Origin of the sequence: Desulfosporosinus sp., from assembly GCF_014237355.1 — a bacterium.
Classification (GTDB): Bacteria; Bacillota; Desulfitobacteriia; order Desulfitobacteriales; family Desulfitobacteriaceae; genus Desulfosporosinus.
The window spans coordinates 1-21,220 of sequence record NZ_JABZFS010000075.1; the positions used below are offsets into that span (position 1 = coordinate 1).

The window sequence follows — 21,220 nt, forward strand, 5'->3', positions numbered from 1 at the left end:
GTTCCGATCTTCTTTTATTTATATTTATAATTTTCAGAAAAGTGCCTATTATCGAATCAATGGCAGTTGGCATAAGTATTGCATCTATCATTAATTAAGGAAATGGTCCTCATCCTATTCTAATAATTGCTTTGCTTTAAGAATTTGATGAAAGAAGGGAGCTTATTAAACATGACCAACGAAATCAAGCACATTCGGGCTATGGTCGGTTTCTATCCAAACTGGTGGCACAAGAATTATGGAATTGCCTATGGTAAAAAGTACTATTATGACCCGGATTACCGCATTGAGGTCGCAATGAAACAACAAAAGTTACTCCATGAGCGATTTGGAGATTTAGGGTTAGGTAACCCTGATCCCCAACCAAATCCATTTGTCGATTACGGGATGGCCTTGGTTCCTGAATTATTCGGTGTTGAAACCAAATTTTTTGATGATGCATTGCCGTGGTCAATTCCAGCTAACATGTCCGAAGAAAAAATCGATAGTCTTGTTGTACCAGATATACTGAATACTCATCCTATGACTGAGATCATAAGACAAATGGACTATTTAGAGGAGAAATATGGACGGGTTACAGGAAATATCAATACATGTGGCATTCAGAACTTGGCATTAAAACTGCGTGGTGATGATCTGTACACGGATTTCTATGTGAATCCAGAGTTAGTTCACAAGGTAATGAATATTTGTTTAAACACCATTATTCCATTAGCTAATTATGTAAGAAGCCGTACTGGTACATTAGCATCATCTGTTACCCCCATGGCTCCACCAGAAATGTATATTACTCCGAACTGTACTACTGCGCAAATCTCAAATGAATCCTACGAGGAATTCATTTTACCATATGAAATGAAGCTTGCGGATGCGTTACAACCTTTTGGTATTCATCATTGTGGGTCCGTTGATAATGTTATAGAAGGTTACAGTAAAATTAAGAATATGCAATTCATTGAAGTGGGACCTTTGACAGACCTACGTCGAGTACGTGAACTGATGCCTAATACTTTCATAAACGCTCGGATTTGTCCTGTGCGTATGCTCCAATGTACAGCTGAAGAAATTGAGCAAGATGTTAAACGTCTTGTTGACACTGGCGGGCCTTACGAATTACTCTCCATTGATGCTGTAGGCCTTGATTATGGGACACCTGATGAAAACGTACGGACTATGATAAATACTGCTAAAACCTATAGTGCAGCAAAGATCGCTGAGGGTAAATAGTTCTCAGGAATAGTTTAAATGAGGGGGAAAACATGATGTCAGTATTAGAAGATATCAAAAATTCAATTGTTACTTATAAGCCTGCAAAAACGTCAGAGTTTTGCCAACAAGCCCTAGACGAAGGAATCGATCCAAAGCTAATTTTAAGTGAGGGCCTAATCGCTGGCATGACAGTTATTGGTGAAAAGTTTAAGTTAAATAAGATTTATGTACCAGAAGTTCTGATTGCCGCTAAATGCACTCATGCAGGTCTCCATATATTAAAGCCTATCTTAGCTGCAGCAAAGGCAGTAGCAATAGGGAAAATTGTATTAGGGACAGTTAAAGATGACCTTCACGATATTGGTAAAAACCTTGTGGCTATGATGCTTGAGGGTGCAGGGTTTGAAGTTATTAACTTAGGCGTTAATGTTGATCCAGAGAAATTTATTGAGGCAATCAAAGAATATAAGCCAGAAATAATCGCGATATCAAGCCTAATAACGTCAACGTTACCTAATGTAGAGAGTACCATTCAAGCAATTATAGATTCTGGTTTACGTGATCAGGTTAAGATTATGGTAGGTGGAGCACCAGTAACTGAAGAGTGGGTCTTACAAATTGGTGGTGATGGATTTGGTAAAGATGCTACTGCAGCAGTTGATGCAGCTAAAAAATTAATTGGTGTAGCTTAAGGGGGGAAAATAATGTTTCATACCGAGGTTCGCAGCAAGAATTCAATTGTTACCATCGGTAGGGATTTACCTGCAGTTATCATTGGTGAACGGATCAATCCAACTGGGAAAAAAAAGTTTGGCCAGGCCCTTTTAGCTAAAGACTTCGATTACGTTAGACGTGAGGCATTAGCTCAGATCGAGCAGGGTGCAGATATGTTAGACGTAAATGTAGGAGTCGCGGGCGTTGATGAGGTAACTATGTTGCCGGAAGTTGTCAAAGTAGTATCTGAAACTGTCAATGTACCTCTGTGTATAGACTCAGCCAATCCCATTGCTTTATCAGCAGCACTACAAGTATATGAAGGAAAGGCCTTAGTTAATTCTGTAACGGGTGAGGAAAAATCCCTGGCGAGCGTTCTGCCAGTGATTAAAGAATATGGGGCAGCTGTTGTTGGCTTACTCATGGATGACACAGGTATTCCAAATGATCCTGAAAAAAGATTAGCTATTGCAATGAAAATTGTTGAACGTGCAGAAAAGCTAGGAATCGAACGTTCTAACATTATCATTGATTGCTTGACTATGACTGTAAGTTCAGACCATAACGCCGCGACTATTACTTTGAAAACTATTGAAAGAGTCGTAGAGGAACTAGGTACTAATATAATTTTAGGAATTAGCAACGTTTCTTTCGGTTTGCCAGATCGAAATAGTATTACTAAAACCATGATTGCTATGGCTTTAAAGGCGGGTTTAACTTGTATAATTATGGATCCAACGGCAGAGGGAATGAGGCGTACGGTTAAAACCTCAGATCTTCTTTTGGGACGAGATGAGTGGTCTATGAATTACTTGGCCGAATATCGACAGTATTCGGAACCACAAGCCTAGTTAAAATGGAAAACTTACTCCCATAAAGGTAATGAAGAAGATCACCCGATTTGATCGTTTTTATTTAAAGTAAGTGGGGACGCAACATGCAAAAAAACAAAATTATTGCTTGTGAGGTTTTTAAAGAGGAATTACTCAAGGGTTTAAAAATACCCTTAGAGACCTGCATTTTTTTACCTCAGGAATTGCATCGTACCCCGGATCTACTAAAAGTTGAACTGCAAAAGCAGATAGATCTCCTTGATCAACAAGGAGATCTAGACTGCATCTATTTAGGCTATGGTTTGTGTGGCAATGGTGTTGTAGGATTAAAATCCAGCCAGAGTAAAATTATCATCCCTAAGAGTGAAGACTGTATATCTGTTTTACTTGGGCTTCGGCACGCCAGTAAATGTCACGTTAACAGAACTACAAGCTATTTTCTTAGCGCTGGTTGGATTGCCTATGGAAGTGATGGGTGGAAAGAATACCAACGTTGTTTGGAACTATTTGATCATGAAACAGCCTATTGGTGTATCAAAGAAATGATTAAATACTATGAAACATTTATTCTGATCAATAATGGTATGGCTAGCTATCTAAAGGATCAAGTTTACGTCCAAAAGATGAGCAAGTTTTTTGGCTTAAACTATGAAGAAGTAGAGGGATCATTGGATTGGCTGGCGAGCATGTTTAAGGATGTAAATTCAGATTTTAAAATTTTAGTTGAGCCGGGTATCTCGATTCAAAGTAACATGTTCACCTGCGGAGACTAAAGCCCATTGGAGGTGTGAAAGTGTTAATTTTTAAAATAAAGTTTCTACCTCACAACGTAGAAGTTTTTGTTCCTGCAGGTACCAGTGTGGTTGAAGCAGCAGACTTAGCAAAGGTTGACATTGAGCCAACCCCTTGCGGACGGCGTGGGACATGCGGAAAATGTTTAATCCTGTGTCATGATTACTCCGGAATTCCAACAATCGTTGAAAAGGAGAAGATTGACGATACTAAGTTGGATCAGGGCTGGAGGTTAGCCTGTCAAACAGCTATCCTACAAGATATGGTCATTGAAGTACCGGGCCAAACAGAAGGTAAGCTGATAAAAGCATTATTATCAAGACCTAAAACCGCTATTGAAGTTTTACCAACAGTTATAAAGTACTTTCTTAAAGTGGCGCCACCAACGATGACAGATCAACGGGCTGATTGGGATAGAGTTGAAGATCTATTACCTGATCCTGAACTTCAACAGGAACTAGACTTAACTATATTAAGGAAATTACCGGAATTAATGAGAAACAACAACTTTGAACTTACTGTAGTGACCTATAGAGGGAAAGTGATTTCAGTCGAAGCAGGAGATACAGCAACAGTCGGTTATGGCTGTGCTATAGACATTGGAACAACAACGGTAATATGTAGTTTACATGATCTGTTTACTGGACAAGAAATCACAGTTGCATCAGCCTTTAATCCACAGAGAACCTATGGAGCCGATGTGCTTTCTCGTATAGATTTCTCTCAAACTGACGATAACTTAAAAAAACTACAAACTTTAATTATCGATCAAGTTAATACTTTAATCGACCAAGTAATATCCCAATCAGGCATAAACAGATCAGATATTTATTTGATTAGTGTCGTAGGTAATACAACTATGCAGCACTTGTTTTTGAGACTTCCAGCCAAGTATATTGCCACACCACCTTTCGTCGGCGCTCTTTATGCAGGACTTAGTTTTGATTCCGTAGATCTAGGTATCAAAATTAATGATAGTGGCAAAGTGACCCTTTTACCCAATGTTGCAGGATATGTAGGAGCTGATATCGTCGCAGGAGTATTGGCTACGAACGCTTATAAGTATGATGCTCCGTGTATCTTAATTGATGTGGGAACGAATGCTGAAATTATCTTAGCGGCTCATGGCATTTTATATGCGTGCTCAGCCGCAGCAGGCCCAGCTTTTGAAGGAGCTAACATTTGCTACGGAATGCGAGCGGAAAAGGGAGCAATCGATCGGGTTTGGCAAGAAGATGGAAAGCTACATTATCATGTGATTGGAGAGGTTCCGGCATTAGGCTTCTGCGGATCAGGTTTAGTGGATGTGATCGCAGTGTTGATAAATATTGGAATTATTGATTTTAGTGGTCGTTTGCTAACCAGTGAAGAAGCAGTTCCGATCGTTGGGGATATATTGGCTGGAGGTCTGCAAGAAAATGACGACGGACTTGAATTTGTTATAGTCAAAAACAGCGACTTTCAGAAAGTAAGTCTTACGCAAAGGGATATTCGCCAAGTTCAGTTAGCTAAAGGCGCCATACTGGCTGGAATTCGAATTATGGTCAAGGAGATGGGTATTAAGCTGGAGGACATTGAACTGTTTAACTTAGCAGGCTCCTTTGGTAACGTACTTAACAAAAAGAGTGCTCAAGTTATTGGTCTAATCCCTAAGGCCGTACCCCTTAGCAAAGTAGAATATGCAGGTAATTCGGCACATGTCGGGGCACAAATTAATCTATTGCGAGCAGATAGCGAAGAAATCGTGAATTCCTTAGTTAAAAATATTAGATATATCGAGCTATCTGATCGAAGTGATTTTACGGAAGAGTTTACAAATGCCATGTTTTTTGGTGAGTGTGAAGATTAGAGCCAATATCACGTTTGTTCTGGAGAGGAAGATGCGGATGCGAAAAATTTACTTTCTAGCTGAACGTTGCGATGGTTGTCTAGCCTGTGAAGCTGCTTGTATGGAGACAAAGTCTCTAACAAAGAGTCTATTCATGGCTAAACTGGAACAACCAGCTCCGCAAGCGAGGATTAATGTCAAGAAGACTGATGGGCGTTATTGGTCTTCTATATGTCAACATTGTGTTGAAGCCATGTGTGTTGGAGCTTGTATGACAGGAGCAATGCAATATTCCGAAACAGGTGAAGTATTTCACGAAGTAGAAAGCTGTGTTGGCTGTTGGATGTGCGTTATGGTTTGTCCATTTGGTGCAGTTATACCCCTTGAAAATGTTAAAAAGGTTAGTAAATGTGACTTGTGTAAGGATGAGAAAACTCCACCTTGTGTTGTAGCGTGTACTCGTAAGGCCCTATGTTACTGTACTGCGGAAGATTATGAAAATGAAGGTTGAGGTGATGGGCATGCGATATCTCATCATTGGGAATAGTGCTGCGGGGATTTTTGCAGCAGAGACAATCCGGGGATTGGATCCTGTCGGGAAAATCACTATGATTTCCAAAGAAGATTGTATACCCTACTCGCGATGCCTAACTTCATATTATTTAGGGAAAGAAATTCCTGAAGAAGGCATGCATATTCGAAGTAAGGATTTTTACAATGAAACAGGGATTGATTTTATTGGGGGAACCGTTGAGAGGGTTGATCCTGATTATAAATATGTCGTGTTAGACTCTGGAAAAAAGGTTGATTATGATAAATTGCTGATTGCAACAGGTGCTTCTCCTTTTAGTCCCCCCCTCGAGGGCAGTGACATGGAAGGAGTTTTTCAGCTACGCACTTCTGCAGATGCCAAAGCGATAGCAGAGTTTGCGCCGAAAGTAAAAACCGCGGTAGTCATGGGTGCAGGACTTGTAGGTCTCAAAGGAGCACATGGTCTTCATGAACTCGGTATTAAAGTTATCGTTGTAGGATCAGCACCTTACCTTATGAGGTACTCGACTGATCCCGAATCTTCGGAAATTCTTATTAGATTATTAGAAAAAGAGGGCTATCGCATTCTATTGAATACTAAAGCAGAGAGAATCCTTGGGGAAAGGAATTCCGAAGGAAAGATGTCAGTGAGCGGTGTGGTCCTTAATACAGGGGAACATATTCCCTGCCAAATGGTTCTCAAGGCAATTGGTGTACGTCCTAACGTTCGGTTGGTAGAAGATAGTGGAGTATTCGTAAATAAAGGTATCGTTGTTGATGATGAAATGGAGACCTATGTAAAGGATATCTATGCCGCGGGTGATGTAGCAGAGGCAGATGATTTCTTAAATGGTGGAAAAAGCGTAAGTGCTTTATGGCCTACTGCTACAGAACAAGGTATTATTGCTGGTTGTAATATGGCAGGTTTAAAACGTATATATCAAGGCTCAATGGCCTTAAATTCAGCTGTTATCAGCGGAGTAGGACTTATTTCGGCCGGAATCATGAATTTGCCTCCGGGTGAAGGGATTGTGCTTAAAGCATCGGAACCTAAAAATAATTTCTATCGTAAATTCGTAATAAGAGATGGACGTTTGATTGGAATGATTATGGTCGGAAAAATCGAAGGAGCAGGCATTCTAAGTGCCTTGATCAGAAAGAGAGCGAAGGTTGACATTAACTACCTGAACTATTTATTAACAAACCCTATTAAATATCAAGGTTTCTATCCGGTGGGCAAAGGGGGGATGTAAAATGGGTTCCTATGTTAGACCAAAGTCATTAGGCATAAACAGTAAACCCTTAGAACCAGATGATAACCTAAGAACGTCTATTTGCTGCCTTTGTAACGGTGGGTGTGGGATTAAAGTAAGTCTGGATCATGAGGGAAAGGTACAGGCAGTGTTTGGTGATTCGGATAATCCCTATAATAAAGGAAAAATTTGTGCCAAACCCATGGAGATTGCTCAGACATTGTACGGACCATACCGTTTAGAATATCCAATGAAAAAAGTTAACGGTAAATTTGAGAGAATTTCTTGGGATGAAGCACTAGAGCTTATTGCACAAAAATACAACCATTATATTAAAGATAATGGGACAGGATCGGTTGTGGGTATTACCTCCAAAATAGGCGGATCTTACAGTAAATTAGCCCATAGCATTTTCTCTAAGTTAACAGGTATGGCTAACTTCGGGACAGGACCTATCTGCATGGAGTCGGAATTCAATGTTCGGAAGGAGATATTTGGCAACGGATCTGCGACAGCACCGCTATCTGATGTGGTAAGGTCTAAGATACTGTTGATTGTAGGTAATAATTGCGCCCAGACTAAAGCGGGTCAGTTTCACTGGATTTTGGAAGCCAAGCGGCAAGGAACAAAAATAGTCGTTATTGATACTCGTTTTACTGAAACGGCTCAGGCAGCAGACCGTTTTATCCAGATTAGACCCGGCACCGACGGGGCCTTGGGAATGGCTTTGCTGAAGTTTGTTATTGATAATAATCTTTATGACCAGACCTTTGTCGCAGAACTCACGAATGGATTTGAACAATTGGCACAAGCAGTGGAATCCATTACTTTGGAGCGGGCAGCGGGAATAACTGGGGTCCCTGAAAATGTTATAAAAGAACTGGCCGAAGATTTAGCCGTGTGTAAACCTGGTATGCTTTTTGAAGGAAGGGGTATTGTCTGCGTCAATAATGCTGGTGCCTCGCTCAGAGCCTTTGAAGACCTGATGGTTATACTGGGTAATGTTGGCAAACAAGGATCAGGGATTATATCCCATATAAATAATTATGGAAATGCAAAAGGCCTTATTCCAAAAAATGATGTTGTCAAGCCTGATCGTAAGAGATCTGCAGTGGATCTCTACCAAGCTATGGAAGAGGGAGACATTAAGATGGTCTTTATTGCAGGCAATCCCTGTGTGAATTGGCCTGACAGTAAACGTATGACCAAAGCAATACAAGGTTTAGATTTTGTTATCAGCCATACCTTGTTTCTGGACGACTCCGCCATATTAGCTAATGTCGTTCTCCCTGCAACTCATTGGTTGGAAGAGGCTGGCGTACAGGCAAGTGTTCACAGGGTCCTGCAGTGGAAGGATAAAGCGGCCGCAACCTATGCTGAGGCCAGATCAGGAGGAGACTTGTTCCGTCAATTGGCAGAACACATGGGTCTAGAATCCTCGTATTTCCCAGACTCCCCGGCAGCAGCCTGGGAATTGGAAAGAACTCATAATAAGAGTATTGAAGGAATTACAATAGAACGTATGCGAAGGACACCGGGAGGTGTGCATTTTCCATGCCCAGAAAATGGTCCGGAGCTTGTACGCTTGTATGAGAGCGGCGTATTCCCAACACACTCGGGCAAAGTGGAATTGGCCAGAGAGAATGCCTTGGCAATTGATTTTATAGATATGTATGATTCCCCTGGAAATCAGGGAATCAGCCGTGAAGAATTTCCTTATATCTTGAGTACTAACAAGGTAGCCAGCCATTACCATACAGTGTGCCAATACAGTAACTGGGCCGTGGAAATGGAAAAACCCTATGTTGAAATGCATCCTCAGACTGCGTCGGAGTTAGGGGTAATAGACGGGGACCAAGTTAGATTGAAGACGTCAACAGGTGCTATGGTTTTACCTGCAAAGATTACCTTAAGTGTACCAAGGGGGTACTTTTCGACCCAACCTTATTTTGGAGTACATTCGCCCTATGGGAAAACACCGGCGAATTCCCTTTTTCCTGTAGCTGTGGATCCCGTCGGAGGGAATTTTCCTAACAAAAACATCATGTGTGCTGCTAAAGCCGAAGGGGGGCAGGGCCAATGAGTCAGTATGCGATGTTAGTCGATGTGTCGCGCTGCATCGGGTGTAAGAGCTGTACCGTTGCCTGCATGCAGGAAAATGGTTTGCAGAGCGGCGATTCATGGTTAAGGGTAAGACCTAGGGAACTTTTAACTGATCATTTGGTCAGATATTATATTCCACAGTCCTGTCGACACTGCTCAGACCCCATTTGCGTTGCTGTTTGTCCCATCGGTGCTATTAAGTGTGGAGAAGACGGGTTAGTTATCCATGATATTGAAAAATGTATCGGCTGTCAGGTCTGTGTAACTGCTTGCCTACATGGTGGTATGAAGATTATGAATAACGGCAAAGTTGGCAAATGTTCTTTTTGCAGTCACCTTTTACAAAGGGGTAAAGAACCTGCGTGTGTGACCGTCTGCCCTGTCGATGCTCGGGTTTTCGGTGAACGGGAGGTGCTCATTCGAGAAGCAGGTTTGCGCATGACAGATTTGATATCAAAGGGTACAGACGTTTATATAAAAGGTACAGAAAATGATCTGACAAAGGTTTTGTATTTGCTACTAACACTGATGGCCCATACGGTTGCTGATTCCAAGGAAAGTGTTACATCCAGCGATTTCCATAACCCTATTTAAAATTAGAAAGAAGGATTAGTTATGACTAAAAAGGTGTTAATTGTGGGTGGTGTAGCTGGTGGCGCTTCAGTAGCTGCAAGGCTTAGACGACTGGATGAAAATGCAGAGATTATTATGTTTGAAAGAGACGGGTATATTTCTTTTGCGAATTGTGGTTTGCCGTATTACATTGGAGGATCGATCAAGGAAAGAGACCACCTTTTAGTGCAAACACCGGAAGGCATGAAGAATCGCTTTAACATTGATGTAAGGATCAATAATGAGGTTATTTGTATAGACCCACAACAAAAGGCAGTAAAAGTAAGAAGTAAGGAAGGTGGTGAGTATAAAGAACAGTATGACTATCTAGTTTTATCCCCTGGAGCAAGAGCCATTAAACCTAATATTGAAGGGATAGACAGTCAGAAAATCTTTACCTTAAGAAATATTCCTGATACAGATAGAATTAAAACGTATGTAAGCGAAAGAGAAATTAAGAGTGCAGTGGTCATTGGCGGTGGCTTTGTTGGGGTTGAAATGGCGGAGAATTTAAAGCAAAAAGGGCTAGAAGTTACCTTAGTAGAAGCTGCACCACATATACTAGCCCCCTTTGATACGGAAATCGTGGCAGCGGTGGAGAAGGAGCTTTCAGACAACGGTGTAAAACTAGTTTTAAATGATGGAGTAAAAGAGTTTAAGGATAAGGACAGTACTGTAGAAATAACTCTTACTAGTAAGGCCAAATTGGAAGCAAACCTAGTTATCTTAGCAATAGGAGTCATACCGGATACTGAGTTCCTCGAGGATAGTGGAATCCAGTTAGGAGAGAAAGGGCACATACTTGTCAATGAGAAAATGGAAACAAATCTTGCTAATGTATTTGCAGTCGGAGATGCCATCGAAGTCGTGGATTTTATAAACAAGCAAAATTCAACTGTTCCCTTAGCGGGACCGGCAAATAAGCAAGGGAGGATTGCAGCAGATAATATTGCGGGCTTGGGCACTACTTACCAAGGTACACAAGGTACTTCAATCATTAAGGTTTTTAAATTAACTGCAGCATGTACTGGTAATAATGAAAAAACTCTAAATAAGTTGAATATACCGAATCGTACTGTTACTATTCATCCCTTCTCACATGCAACTTATTATCCGGGAGCCCAGATGTTGACCTTAAAGCTGATTTTTAGTGAGGCAGGCAAGATACTTGGGGCTCAAGGCGTTGGCAATGAGGGTGTGGATAAAAGGATTGACGTAATAGCCACTGTGATAAGACTAGGAGGAACAATCAAAGATTTGACTGAGTTAGAACTTTGCTATGCACCACCTTTTTCTTCAGCTAGAGATCCAGTCAATCTGGCAGGTTATGTTGCTGAGAATGTTTTAGCAGGCAGAGTGGAAACTCTTACGGCTGAGCAATTAATGGCCAGTAAAAAAGAAGACATGGTACTTTTAGACGTGCGTACTGTAAAGGAGGTTAGTAAAAAAGGGTACATTGAGGGAGCTATCAATATTCCTATTGATAGCCTGAGGAAAAGGATAGAAGAACTTGATAAGAGTAAAGAGATCATTGCATATTGTCAAATAGGATTAAGAGGATATGTAGCTTCAAGATTTTTATCCCAGCATGGGTTTAAGGTTAAAAATGTGGATGGAGGGCATGTGTCCTTTTTGAGATCAAACTATAATTCAAATCGGTGAATGATGTTAACGAGCAGCGGATTCCGTGGTTAAGTGTTTATATACTACAATAAGATTTTATAACGACCATTTATGATAGTAAAGTTTACAAAGCAGAGGTAAAGTAAAAGAAGGGGGTTATCATTATGAGTCTAAGAACTAAAATCTCAGATTTTTTCATTGATAATCATGGTCCGGAGTTGCTGTTGGCTGCCTCAACTATTGTAATAGTGGTATTAATGATTCAAGAAGTGCTAGCGGTAATTAAACCATGATATGAAATTAGTCCCTAAGTCATTCAAGATAATTTGTCAAATATTAATGGAATATAATAAAACCCCCGATCCCTGCATTAACAAATGCACAAGGACCGGGGGTTTTAAAGACTAATTACGCTAATGTTAGCTTCTCCCGCCAGGGGAAAGAATTAACTAACAGCTTATTTAATCCAACTTCTTTGGTAGTAAATCCCATGGCTAATCCTATTAATTGAGTAAAGAACACTACAGGGATTTGCTTACCACGAGCTTGTAATGCATGTAGCCGGAACTCTAAGTTTGAATGACATAATGGGCAAGCTACAGCGATGACATCTGCTCCGGAGGCTATTGCTTGACGAAGGACTTCATCCGTCCGTATGTTAGCCAGTTCTGGACCGCAGAGGGAATGACTTCCGCCACAACATTCGCTCTTATGCGACCAGTCCCGTACATCGGCTCCTAAAGCCCCTAAAAGTCTATCCATGCTTTGAGGGTTTTCCGAACTATCAGATTCTAAGTCTGACTCCAAGTTGGGTCTTACGGTTAAACAACCATAGTAGCATACAACGTTCAAATCAGAAAAACGGTACTTTAAGCTAGCTTTAATTTCATTCGAAATAGAAGTTTCAGACAACAGCTCCAATAGATGAATAACATTGACGTTCTCAACATTTTCTAAATCATCGTCAACCAATTCACTAGCAAATTTACGTTTCTGGGGATTTTGAAGTTCAAGGCTTGACCGTTTTAAATTACTATAACAAGCGGCGCATGGAGCCGTAACCGTATTTGACATACTCTTCGCTACAAGATTCAAGTTTCTAGCCCCTAATGCTAAGTTAAGTGTATGGTCAATACTGTGGGCGGATGTTGCTCCACAACAATTCCAATCATCCGGCTCCTGTAGAGCTATTCCGATTTTGTTACATACAAGTCGGGTTGAAGTATCAAAAGGCTTTGCTAATCCGTGAAGTGAGCAGCCGGGGAAATAAGCTATTGGTTTACTTACCATGGCGTTTACCCCCCTTTTCCTCTACTCGTCTTATTGAAAGACGATACGACTTATTCGGCCTGTGTGGAGGTGTCATATCCACTCTCATACGAGTTATGAGATCTTTCATTAGTTTTAGGGGTGGCAGGGGTGTGCCTTTAAACGTTAAAGCCATGGTTAATATTGATTCGTGCGATCTTCCGAAGGCCTTCACTTGTTTAACATATAATTTATGGAATTTTATTTGTTCATTCGTCTTAGTTGTTGGTTCTTTGCAAGCCATTTCTCTTAAGGTATCCATTAAACTAGTAATCTTAATCTTTGATGGGCAGCGGTCCTCACATATATGACAGGAAACGCACATCCATATAGCTTTGCTGTCTAACAGAAGTTGGCGCTGATTGAGTTTAATTAACTGGATAATCTGACGTGGACCATACTCCATAAGTTCGATGCCACTACATCCACCCGTACAAGTCCCGCATTGTATGCAGGCATCAATGTTGACATCACAGATACCCTCTACTTCAGCTTGCAACGTTGAATTACCGGTTATTACCATGGTCATCGGAGACCCTCCCTTTTCCGTTAATCTCCCTTACTTTGCGGCTCCCCGATTGGATTGAAGATAACTTAATACCCCAGCTGCAGCTGCACTACCTTGATTCATCGCATCTTTTACATCACAAGGAAAACCACAAGCACCAGCATAGAATACACCCTTTGTTAAGCTCATTGGATTTTCGCTTTCTGCCATAGGAATTGGCAGGATAAAACCGTTATTATCAAGTTTGCCCCCAACTTGAGTGACCAATGATTGAGTAGCTTGACTGGGAACCATTGCTGTAGCAAGAACTACCAGATCTGCTTCTAATTCTATAGGAACCCCCATAAGAGTGTCCTCTGCTCGAATCAGCAAACGGCCATTGGTAGGTATTACCTTGCCAACCCTTCCGCGAATATACTTAACATGTTGATTTTCCATGACTCCACGGACGAATTCTTCCCCGTTTTTGAAGTTAGATCGTATATCCATATAGAACACGTAAACTTGGGCATTTGGTTGGGCTTTTTTTAGTTCTAAAGCTTGTTTGGCAGTATACATACAACAGATCTTAGAACAATAAGGCATTCCTTTGCTTCTGTCACGTGATCCAACACATTTTATAAAAACGGCTGTTTTAACAGGCCTTTTTAAAATTGCTTCTTCCTGATGTTCAAAATCGATACCTGTAATTACCCCTGGAAAACGTCCATACCCATATTCACCATATTTTTTACCATCAAAATTATCAAACCCGGTTGATATGACTGCAGCTGAAAAGATCTGTTCCTGTGGATTCCCCGTATTTATAAAACTTGCTTTAAGAGCACCTTCAACCTGCTGAAGTTTGTTGACTTCCGTACCTACTAAAACCTTGATCTTAGGATTATTCTTAATAATCCGGACCTTTTGTTCAACCAAGGATGCCCCTTCAGTGAGATCCGGAAACAAAGCACCATATTCCTTCACATGACCTCCGAGATTCTTGTCCTTATCAATTAAGACAACTTCTTTGCCGGAGGCAGCTATATCAATAGCAGCCTGCATGCCAGCAACCCCTCCGCCGACAACCAGAACACCCTCATTAAGCATTTTCATGCTCCTTTCACCTTGAAATTTTCCTGGAAGATTCCCATACTTTATTTAACAAAGCGTTCCAGCACAGGTAAAACAGGTGTAGTATTAGCCTTAAAACCTAACTGCTCAACTGGCGCACCTAAAGCGAAAGCAATAAGCTGAGATAAATCAATCACTGGAATACTAACGTGTTTACCCCTTGAAGTAATGGTCTTCTGTTCACGGTCGAGGGCAGTATTACAACCGGGGCAAGTTGTAGTCATTAATTGAACTCCTGCCGCGGCGGCGCTCAGCATTTTATTGGTAATATGGGGTAAAACCGTCTCTTCGCGGTGTGTAAATCCTCTACCCACAGAATAGCCACAGCAGGCACGCCGTTCTTTATAAACTACCGGTGTCGCTCCAAGAGCCTTATAAATTTCTTCATGGAATGTAGGATATTGGGCGTCATCGATAGCAACATCCTTGTTTGCCAAATAGTGACAACCATAGTGGGCTGCTATTTTTAGACCAGTTAATGGTCGTTTCACTAAACTAGTTAGTTTTTCTAATTGACGATACCATAATTCCTGTACATGATAAATTTTTGTATGGCCATGATACTTTACACGGCCTAAGGCCTCGTTTGCTTTATCTCCAACCTCTTTGAAAGCTGGGTTTGAATGTAATAGATGTGCTAATTCTCTCAGGTATCCATAACAACCATTACAAAACACCCCTACATCCAGGCCCATTTCCTGAGGAATACTCAAATTGCGGGAAGTGGATGCCAAAGCAAGCTGAGGGTTTACGGCATTACATGTCAACATATACCCTGTGCAGCAGGTTTGATCGACAGATTCTATAAATTCAATACCTAGTTTTTCGCCAACAATCCTTACCGCTCTTTCAGTACCCGGGTATTCAATACTTCCTGTACAACTGAGAAATAAGAATAGTTTTTCGGGTGTAGGTAATTTGGCTACTCTTTGCGGATCAATAAGGGATAATCTTTGATATTCTTCCATCTTAAGCCTCCCTTTCTGAACCACTTATGGAATCATCCTGTACCAATATTCTTCCCTCCAGATAACTTAGATCGATAGGGACTTCTGGAGTTTCTTGATAATTCTTGAGCCATTCGTCAGTGCCGGTAATTTCAAATAACTTTTGGTACTCTTTTATACCTTTGTCTGATACAATTCTAAGCGGCGCTAAGCCTAGACTGCTCCTTAAGGCCCTAATTTCATCCAGTCTAGCAGGTTTACCAGGCTGGAAGGTCACAGCTTCTTTTCTAGCTTTGGTGACGAAACGGATGAAGGGATCTACATGCTTTTTTCCAGCTCCATGTGACATAGAGAAGTATCGGATATAAAGCATTAGAAGTGGATATTTAATCTCGCTTGGACAAGTAGCGGCGCAATTTGCGCACCAGAAACAACGCCAAATTTCTTCACTTTTAACGATCCTTTCATAATTGCCAAGTAGTACTTCCCGAATAATCTGTCTTGGATTGTAGGAAGGACTAATGGCAGCCACAGGACATACACCAGTACATTTACCGCAAGATATACAGCGACTTATGTCATCCGCTAACCCCGATGTCGCTATTGCGTTCTCAAATTCTAATGACCAGTTACTGGCCTGTTCTCTTTTCATAAGACATCCCCTTATAACTTAGATTAGGAAGCCCAATACAAAGCAATAGTTCCTTATTTCTAGGTTTTAACTTAGGTTATCTATGAGGACAGAAAGTCCCACTGAAATCAGTGCGACTTTTGCGCGTAGAAAGAAATCATTGACAGACTAACTATTTTAAATATTTAGATATTTTGCTAGACACTATGTCGGCATTTAGGTTCCGATTTTAAGATCAAATTCCAGATTCACAACATTTGTTAAGGTAGAAGATACTGGAGAAATTGATATAACACGTTTATGCATCTCTTCCAATACCTCTTTACTGGCATCGCTTTCAAGACAGACCTTAATCCGAGCAGTTGTTAAATTTGGCATTATGTCTGTCGGAATTTGCATAAATGCAATACCATTACTATCTCCCTCAATTTCAATCTCAATCTTTTTAAGGGGAATGCCATGCAGGGCTCCATCGAAAGAGTAGCCTACGACTAAACAAGATCCTAAAGCAGCTAGTACAATTTCTCCTGGTTGAGCACCTCCTTGTTCATTACCCCAAGGTTCATCAATGATATACTTGAAATCACGGATTGTGGTTTCTGACCTAGTTCCGCCCAGCCATACTGTACTTGTCTTTAGCGTTCTTTTAGCTTTTTCGGGATCTTGCTTTACCCTATCAACCATACTTCCAATAAAACCTAAGTCGATTCCGTTAAATAGAACTCCACTATTAAACTTACTCATCTTATTAATCCCCCTTTCTTCTTTTAAGAAAAGTCAACGATTCTTAGATCACTGTTAATTGTTGATTACCAAGCTCGTTTCCATTTCATATTCCAATTAAGTATGCAAAAGCTATGCCAAATAAAATAGCTATAAGCTATAACAGTTATAATCTAAGGGTTAGGTACAGTAATTTAAATATAATATTCCGAGTATGATGTTTAATGGAATACCGATGTTCCGGTAAACTAATAATTATTTGATAAATCACAAAATTCTCACTACGGGCTTATTTTCTTCTTTGGAATGCAATAATTCCATATGGAACGTAATAATTCCAAATAATTGGTATTTATTTCAATGCTAAATAAACACTAAAGTCAGAAATTATAATATATTTTCTGCATATCAATTTTTATCTTTAAGGGTGAAAGAGCGTGATGAGTAATGGATCACATTCTTAATAATTCTGAAATTTGAGTAGCATTATTGTAGAAATTTGTTATATAATAAAGGTATATGGAGGGGTAAATCTACAATGGAATGCATTAATCATGAAGCACTAGAGTTAGATGATAATGAAAAAAACCTTATCAGAGAATATGGGACAGTAGTTCATTATCCTAAGGGACAAATAATTTTCTCTGAAGGGGATACTGCTGACCGAATATATTTGATAGAAGAAGGTTTTGTAAAAATATATAGAATAACTCCTGATGGACGAAGAGTCACAGTTGGAAGTATGAGAACGTCTGGACAGTTAATGGGCTTGGCTGAAACTTTGTACCACGGGGAGCGAACCTGTTTTGCAGGTGCTATCAATGATGCCACATTGGTAGTTGTACGTAACGCACGCTTTGAGGAATTACTAGTTAACCATCCGTCCATTGCAATTAAAGTTGCTACAACCCTCGGGGTTAGAATGCGAGAGGCTGAAGCAATTATTCAAGAAATGGTTTGTTTTCAGGTGCCTGGAAGACTAGCAATGCTGCTTCTCAAAATGACTGAACGTGCAGGAGTGGAAACCCAGACGGGTACGAAAATAGGCTTTCGCTTAACTCATGAAGAGATAGCTTGTATGATAGGAACGTCAAGACAGACGGTTACCTCCTTGCTTAATATATTTAGACAAGAGAATAGTATAGCTATTGAAGAGAAAGAAGTGTATATACTTGATATAGATAAGCTAAGCAAATGGATTGTATAAGAGAGGCTAGCATCGAACGCTAGCCTCTTTCTTTTTTATCCAATGCGAGGCAGACTCTAACACCGTAGAGAGTTCGCTCAACTTATGTTGAGACCATTACGGTGTTATTAGTGATGCAAACGTTGGCTAAAGAATTGTCGTTTAGTAGACATTATAAAAGTCATACATTAGACAAAAATACTGTAATTAACTTGACACTATTATAGTCTTTAAATTGACATAAATATAGTCTTTCGGTAGACAAAAATATGGTCGTAAGATAGACATAAATATGGTCTCGGTTCAGACATTAATAGCGCTCGGGGTTTGATAAATTATACACATAGTAAATATGAGAAAAGCGAAAGGAGGAAGAACTTACCCTAGAAAGGCAGTGCTGATCTAGCAAGTGCAAATATTATCAAGAGAGGCGTTTAGCTATGAAGAAACTTTCTGAACTAGTGAAATTCCTTAAAGACCCCCACACTAAAAAAGTTCTGCACTATAAAAAACGGTATCAGGAATTAGATGAGCTTTCAGGAGTGGCAGTTGACATCGGGGATGCAGAGGCTTATAAGTCTCTTCAGGCGGAAATGAGAGAAGTGTTTTTTGATTACCTAACAGCGGTAGTAGTAGATTCAATATACCGATTAGTTCCTCACGTTCTTATAATTTGTTTAATTAGTTTAAAATGGCCAACTGTCACTATTCCAACTGTAAACTGGCAAGTCAATATTTTTGGAGCATACTTAGCTACCTACTTCTTATTTTATATTGGAAAATGGCTTGTGAAACTAATTAAGTCTAAATTAAACAGACTGGGTTTATTTGGTTTGAGAGCATCAGAAGCAACTAAACTTTAAAGTTTACGAAATTGGAGGAGAATGTTATGAATATGCATTTCGCATTAGCTGGCGTAGACGCCAGTCCTATTAGTTTGATCCTTTGGGGAATCTTTGTAGGCTATGTTTTTACATCTGTAGGAGCAGCTGGCGGTATCTTAGCAGGTGTAGGACATATGAGTATTTTCGGACTAAAAAATGCCAATATGGTAAAACCCATGAACCAGATATTAACACTGGTTAGCCCTATCGTTGGTACCCCTCTATATCTTCGTGAGAAGCGAATTGTTGTACCTACCGCTGTTGCTCTGGGCTTAGGTGGAATCGTTGGTGCAATACTAGGCTCTTCACTTTCGCACACTTTATTAAAAGACATGAAAACGTTCCAACCTTACTTCGGTATTGTCACTTTAGGTATTGCAATACGTATTGGCTATGAGTGTACCGCGAAATTTAGGGACAGTCAAAAATCAGTAAAAGCCGCTAATGATACATTTGCTGCAAAAGTAAAAGAACTTAAAGCTTCGGGCAAAATGAATGAGCTTAAGGAAATTGGGGTTAATTTTAAAAAGGTTGGTATTCAAAACACCTTTACTTTTGCCGGTCAAGAATTTAACTATAATGCTATTACCGTGTTTATTACGGGGCTTTTAGTTGCAGTACTTTCTGCATCTCTAGGGGTCGGCGGTGGTTTCTTACTAGTTCCCTTTATGACCAGTGTGATGGGATTCCCAATGTACATTGTAGCCGGAACATCTGTTCTTTCCATTTTAGTATCCTCTTCAACCAGTATTTTAAACTATCTCTCGATGGGTAGTTCTCTAGATCTTCAGTTTCTAGCCTTTGAATTAGCTGGTGTGGCTATCGGTACTGTAGTAGCAGCTCGAGTGTCTAAGTATATCAATGCTCGCTATATGAAAATGTTCCTTGCAGTTATATTGTTCTATATCGGGCTCAAATATGTTTTGCCACTAGTTGGAATCAAAATCTGATAATATCTACAAATCGTGCTTAAGTTATAAGGGGGTCTTAAAATGAAATGTGCATCATGTAAAATGAAGACAAAAAACATGTGTGATAAAGAAGGCTTTGATTGTACTGGGGGAAAATATACACTCGATGAATGTTTTGAAGAAGAAAACAAACCTTTTCATCGGCTCAGTGGTCATTTCCAAGCTCAATATGGTAACAATCTTAGCCGTCTGGATGAATTAATCATGTTTGCAAAGAAAATGGGTTACAAGAAACTCGGAATGGCTTTCTGCGTAGGTTTATCCGAAGAAGCTGCAATCTTAGATAAGATTTTATCTCAACATTTTGAGGTGTATTCCGCTTGTTGTAAAATTGGTGGTCTTAAGAAAGAGGACTATGAAATTCCTAAAGTGAAAGAAGACAAAATCGAAGTTATTTGTGATCCTATTCTTCAAGCCAAAGTCTTAGAAAAAGACGAAACCGAATTAAATATAGCAGTGGGCTTATGTGTTGGCCATGATATGTTGTTCAATAAGTACTCCAAAGTACCTGTCACCACTTACGCAGTTAAGGATCGTGTCTTAGGTCATAATCCTTTGGCAGTCTGTTATTCTAGTTATTTAAAGAAAAAGTATCTCAATAAAAAATACGAATAAGTAAAGGTTGAAATATTGCCCACAGATCGCCTAAACTACATGTTTAGGTGATCTGTTCTACTTTTAGGGACGACAAATCTTTAATATGGTGTTTTTATGAATTGTGTTAATTATATAAACTCCATGATTTAAAGTTTGTTTAAGTGGCTAGACCTCAATACAAACGCCTTTTAAAATAGGACATTTTTTTTAAAAATAACTCCTTAAAAGAGTTGACATTTCGACAACCTTCAGCTATACTAAAAAAGTTCTCAAAAACAGTGGCCCGTTGGTCAAGCGGTCTAAGACACCGCCCTTTCACGGCGGTTACACGGGTTCGAATCCCGTACGGGTCACCAAAATAGAGTTCAAGGGTGATTAGCTCAGTTGGTAGAGCGCCTGCCTTACAAGCAGGATGTCGGCAGTTCGACCCTGTCATCGCCCACCAAATCATGGCCCCGTGGTGTAGTGGTCAACATGCCTGCCTGTCACGCAGGAGATCGTCGGTTCAAGTCCGATCGGGGTCGCCATATATGGCTTCAATATTCATGGGTAGGTGGCCGAGTGGTTAAAGGCGACAGACTGTAAATCTGTTCCGCGAGGTACGATGGTTCGAATCCATCCCTGCCCACCATTATCGAAGGTTCGGAGATTGTAATTCGAAACATGAAGAAAAAACCTGTTTGGAATTACAGATCTTAGAAATAATAAATACAATTCAGTTAGTATTTGAGGAATGAGAAAAGTTCGCAGGCCGAACTTCGTACCTCAAAAATCTAAACACGTCGCGGGGTGGAGCAGCGGTAGCTCGTCGGGCTCATAACCCGAAGGTCGTCGGTTCAAATCCGGCCCCCGCA

The 21,220-nt window shown here is 40.3% G+C and carries 21 protein-coding genes and 5 tRNA genes; 20 read left to right on the forward strand and 6 right to left on the reverse strand.

Annotation, left to right across the window (positions count from 1 at the left end; genetic code table 11):
• Positions 1-171 precede the first annotated feature (171 nt).
• The 11 genes from HGJ98_RS16620 to HGJ98_RS16670 all read left to right on the forward strand — a co-directional run bounded on the left by HGJ98_RS16620 (position 172) and on the right by HGJ98_RS16670 (position 11,791).
• On the forward strand, positions 172-1,227 hold the full coding sequence (locus tag HGJ98_RS16620) for a uroporphyrinogen decarboxylase family protein (protein ID WP_291352818.1): 1,056 nt from the start codon (positions 172-174) through the stop codon (positions 1,225-1,227).
• A gap of 35 nt (positions 1,228-1,262) precedes the next feature.
• The gene (locus tag HGJ98_RS16625; protein WP_291352819.1) at positions 1,263-1,901 is read left to right on the forward strand and encodes a B12-binding domain-containing protein; all 639 of its coding nucleotides are present in this window, start codon (positions 1,263-1,265) and stop codon (positions 1,899-1,901) included.
• Positions 1,902-1,913: 12 nt separating this feature from the next.
• Entirely contained in the window at positions 1,914-2,774 is an 861-nt protein-coding gene (locus HGJ98_RS16630; protein WP_291352820.1) for a dihydropteroate synthase, read from the forward strand.
• 86 nt (positions 2,775-2,860) lie between these two features.
• Positions 2,861-3,529, forward strand: a complete 669-nt coding sequence (locus tag HGJ98_RS16635; protein ID WP_291352821.1) for a DUF1638 domain-containing protein — start codon at positions 2,861-2,863, stop codon at positions 3,527-3,529.
• Positions 3,530-3,549: 20 nt separating this feature from the next.
• A complete protein-coding gene (locus HGJ98_RS16640) occupies positions 3,550-5,397 on the forward strand; it encodes an ASKHA domain-containing protein (RefSeq protein ID WP_291352822.1) in 1,848 nt (615 codons plus the stop codon).
• A gap of 37 nt (positions 5,398-5,434) precedes the next feature.
• Positions 5,435-5,887 carry a 4Fe-4S dicluster domain-containing protein gene (locus HGJ98_RS16645; protein ID WP_291352823.1) on the forward strand — a complete coding sequence of 151 codons (453 nt, stop codon included), beginning with the start codon at positions 5,435-5,437 and terminating at the stop codon, positions 5,885-5,887.
• Positions 5,877-7,160: an FAD-dependent oxidoreductase gene (locus HGJ98_RS16650; RefSeq protein ID WP_291352824.1), complete on the forward strand. Its 1,284-nt coding sequence runs from the start codon at positions 5,877-5,879 to the stop codon at positions 7,158-7,160. Before HGJ98_RS16645 ends, HGJ98_RS16650 begins: the two co-directional genes overlap by 11 nt.
• A gap of 1 nt (position 7,161) precedes the next feature.
• Positions 7,162-9,243: a molybdopterin-dependent oxidoreductase gene (locus HGJ98_RS16655; protein WP_291352825.1), complete on the forward strand. Its 2,082-nt coding sequence runs from the start codon at positions 7,162-7,164 to the stop codon at positions 9,241-9,243.
• Entirely contained in the window at positions 9,240-9,857 is a 618-nt protein-coding gene (locus HGJ98_RS16660; protein WP_291352826.1) for a 4Fe-4S dicluster domain-containing protein, read from the forward strand. Before HGJ98_RS16655 ends, HGJ98_RS16660 begins: the two co-directional genes overlap by 4 nt.
• A gap of 21 nt (positions 9,858-9,878) precedes the next feature.
• Entirely contained in the window at positions 9,879-11,537 is a 1,659-nt protein-coding gene (locus HGJ98_RS16665; RefSeq protein ID WP_291352827.1) for an FAD-dependent oxidoreductase, read from the forward strand.
• Between the two features lie 125 nt (positions 11,538-11,662).
• Positions 11,663-11,791, forward strand: a complete 129-nt coding sequence (locus HGJ98_RS16670; RefSeq protein ID WP_291352828.1) for a hypothetical protein — start codon at positions 11,663-11,665, stop codon at positions 11,789-11,791.
• 115 nt (positions 11,792-11,906) lie between these two features.
• Here HGJ98_RS16670 and HGJ98_RS16675 read toward each other — a convergent pair whose 3' ends face one another.
• From HGJ98_RS16675 to HGJ98_RS16700, 6 genes are all read right to left on the reverse strand, one after another.
• Complete coding sequence (locus HGJ98_RS16675) at positions 11,907-12,788, reverse strand: CoB--CoM heterodisulfide reductase iron-sulfur subunit B family protein (RefSeq protein WP_291352829.1); 882 nt, start codon at positions 12,786-12,788, stop codon at positions 11,907-11,909.
• Positions 12,778-13,335, reverse strand: coding sequence for a 4Fe-4S dicluster domain-containing protein (locus HGJ98_RS16680; protein ID WP_291352830.1), 558 nt, complete (start codon positions 13,333-13,335; stop codon positions 12,778-12,780). Before HGJ98_RS16680 ends, HGJ98_RS16675 begins: the two co-directional genes overlap by 11 nt.
• 30 nt (positions 13,336-13,365) lie before the next feature.
• Entirely contained in the window at positions 13,366-14,409 is a 1,044-nt protein-coding gene (locus HGJ98_RS16685) for an FAD-dependent oxidoreductase (protein WP_291352831.1), read from the reverse strand.
• 41 nt (positions 14,410-14,450) lie between these two features.
• A complete protein-coding gene (locus HGJ98_RS16690; RefSeq protein WP_291352832.1) occupies positions 14,451-15,395 on the reverse strand; it encodes a CoB--CoM heterodisulfide reductase iron-sulfur subunit B family protein in 945 nt (314 codons plus the stop codon).
• 1 nt (position 15,396) lies between these two features.
• Positions 15,397-16,026: a 4Fe-4S dicluster domain-containing protein gene (locus HGJ98_RS16695; RefSeq protein WP_291352833.1), complete on the reverse strand. Its 630-nt coding sequence runs from the start codon at positions 16,024-16,026 to the stop codon at positions 15,397-15,399.
• A gap of 195 nt (positions 16,027-16,221) precedes the next feature.
• Positions 16,222-16,749 (reverse strand): OsmC family protein, encoded by a 528-nt coding sequence (locus HGJ98_RS16700; protein ID WP_291352834.1) that lies wholly within the window; start codon positions 16,747-16,749, stop codon positions 16,222-16,224.
• A 517-nt stretch (positions 16,750-17,266) separates the two neighbouring features.
• Between HGJ98_RS16700 and HGJ98_RS16705 the strand changes: the two genes are divergently transcribed.
• The 9 genes from HGJ98_RS16705 (at position 17,267) to HGJ98_RS16745 (ending at position 21,220) form a co-directional block, all read left to right on the forward strand.
• A complete protein-coding gene (locus tag HGJ98_RS16705; RefSeq protein WP_291352835.1) occupies positions 17,267-17,935 on the forward strand; it encodes a Crp/Fnr family transcriptional regulator in 669 nt (222 codons plus the stop codon).
• A 419-nt stretch (positions 17,936-18,354) separates the two neighbouring features.
• Complete coding sequence (locus tag HGJ98_RS16710) at positions 18,355-18,777, forward strand: hypothetical protein (protein ID WP_291352836.1); 423 nt, start codon at positions 18,355-18,357, stop codon at positions 18,775-18,777.
• A 32-nt stretch (positions 18,778-18,809) separates the two neighbouring features.
• The gene (locus HGJ98_RS16715; protein ID WP_291352838.1) at positions 18,810-19,748 is read left to right on the forward strand and encodes a sulfite exporter TauE/SafE family protein; all 939 of its coding nucleotides are present in this window, start codon (positions 18,810-18,812) and stop codon (positions 19,746-19,748) included.
• 42 nt (positions 19,749-19,790) lie between these two features.
• Positions 19,791-20,384, forward strand: coding sequence for a DUF1847 domain-containing protein (locus tag HGJ98_RS16720; protein WP_291352837.1), 594 nt, complete (start codon positions 19,791-19,793; stop codon positions 20,382-20,384).
• Between the two features lie 262 nt (positions 20,385-20,646).
• Positions 20,647-20,722, forward strand: a tRNA-Glu gene (locus HGJ98_RS16725).
• Positions 20,723-20,735: 13 nt separating this feature from the next.
• A tRNA-Val gene (locus HGJ98_RS16730) sits at positions 20,736-20,811 on the forward strand.
• A gap of 6 nt (positions 20,812-20,817) precedes the next feature.
• Positions 20,818-20,893, forward strand: a tRNA-Asp gene (locus HGJ98_RS16735).
• A gap of 20 nt (positions 20,894-20,913) precedes the next feature.
• Positions 20,914-20,997, forward strand: a tRNA-Tyr gene (locus tag HGJ98_RS16740).
• A gap of 152 nt (positions 20,998-21,149) precedes the next feature.
• Positions 21,150-21,220, forward strand: a tRNA-Met gene (locus HGJ98_RS16745).

Coding starts and splice junctions, on each gene's coding strand:
- HGJ98_RS16705 (WP_291352835.1), top strand. CDS start 17,267: ATGGAATGCATTAATCATGAAGCACTAGAGTTAGATGATAATGAAAAA.
- HGJ98_RS16690 (WP_291352832.1), bottom strand. CDS start 15,395: ATGGAAGAATATCAAAGATTATCCCTTATTGATCCGCAAAGAGTAGCC.
- HGJ98_RS16670 (WP_291352828.1), top strand. CDS start 11,663: ATGAGTCTAAGAACTAAAATCTCAGATTTTTTCATTGATAATCATGGT.
- HGJ98_RS16675 (WP_291352829.1), bottom strand. CDS start 12,788: ATGGTAAGTAAACCAATAGCTTATTTCCCCGGCTGCTCACTTCACGGA.
- HGJ98_RS16625 (WP_291352819.1), top strand. CDS start 1,263: ATGTCAGTATTAGAAGATATCAAAAATTCAATTGTTACTTATAAGCCT.
- HGJ98_RS16680 (WP_291352830.1), bottom strand. CDS start 13,335: ATGACCATGGTAATAACCGGTAATTCAACGTTGCAAGCTGAAGTAGAG.
- HGJ98_RS16660 (WP_291352826.1), top strand. CDS start 9,240: ATGAGTCAGTATGCGATGTTAGTCGATGTGTCGCGCTGCATCGGGTGT.
- HGJ98_RS16655 (WP_291352825.1), top strand. CDS start 7,162: ATGGGTTCCTATGTTAGACCAAAGTCATTAGGCATAAACAGTAAACCC.
- HGJ98_RS16710 (WP_291352836.1), top strand. CDS start 18,355: ATGAAGAAACTTTCTGAACTAGTGAAATTCCTTAAAGACCCCCACACT.
- HGJ98_RS16720 (WP_291352837.1), top strand. CDS start 19,791: ATGAAATGTGCATCATGTAAAATGAAGACAAAAAACATGTGTGATAAA.
- HGJ98_RS16665 (WP_291352827.1), top strand. CDS start 9,879: ATGACTAAAAAGGTGTTAATTGTGGGTGGTGTAGCTGGTGGCGCTTCA.
- HGJ98_RS16650 (WP_291352824.1), top strand. CDS start 5,877: ATGAAGGTTGAGGTGATGGGCATGCGATATCTCATCATTGGGAATAGT.
- HGJ98_RS16620 (WP_291352818.1), top strand. CDS start 172: ATGACCAACGAAATCAAGCACATTCGGGCTATGGTCGGTTTCTATCCA.
- HGJ98_RS16635 (WP_291352821.1), top strand. CDS start 2,861: ATGCAAAAAAACAAAATTATTGCTTGTGAGGTTTTTAAAGAGGAATTA.
- HGJ98_RS16700 (WP_291352834.1), bottom strand. CDS start 16,749: ATGAGTAAGTTTAATAGTGGAGTTCTATTTAACGGAATCGACTTAGGT.
- HGJ98_RS16715 (WP_291352838.1), top strand. CDS start 18,810: ATGCATTTCGCATTAGCTGGCGTAGACGCCAGTCCTATTAGTTTGATC.
- HGJ98_RS16695 (WP_291352833.1), bottom strand. CDS start 16,026: ATGAAAAGAGAACAGGCCAGTAACTGGTCATTAGAATTTGAGAACGCA.
- HGJ98_RS16645 (WP_291352823.1), top strand. CDS start 5,435: ATGCGAAAAATTTACTTTCTAGCTGAACGTTGCGATGGTTGTCTAGCC.
- HGJ98_RS16685 (WP_291352831.1), bottom strand. CDS start 14,409: ATGAAAATGCTTAATGAGGGTGTTCTGGTTGTCGGCGGAGGGGTTGCT.
- HGJ98_RS16630 (WP_291352820.1), top strand. CDS start 1,914: ATGTTTCATACCGAGGTTCGCAGCAAGAATTCAATTGTTACCATCGGT.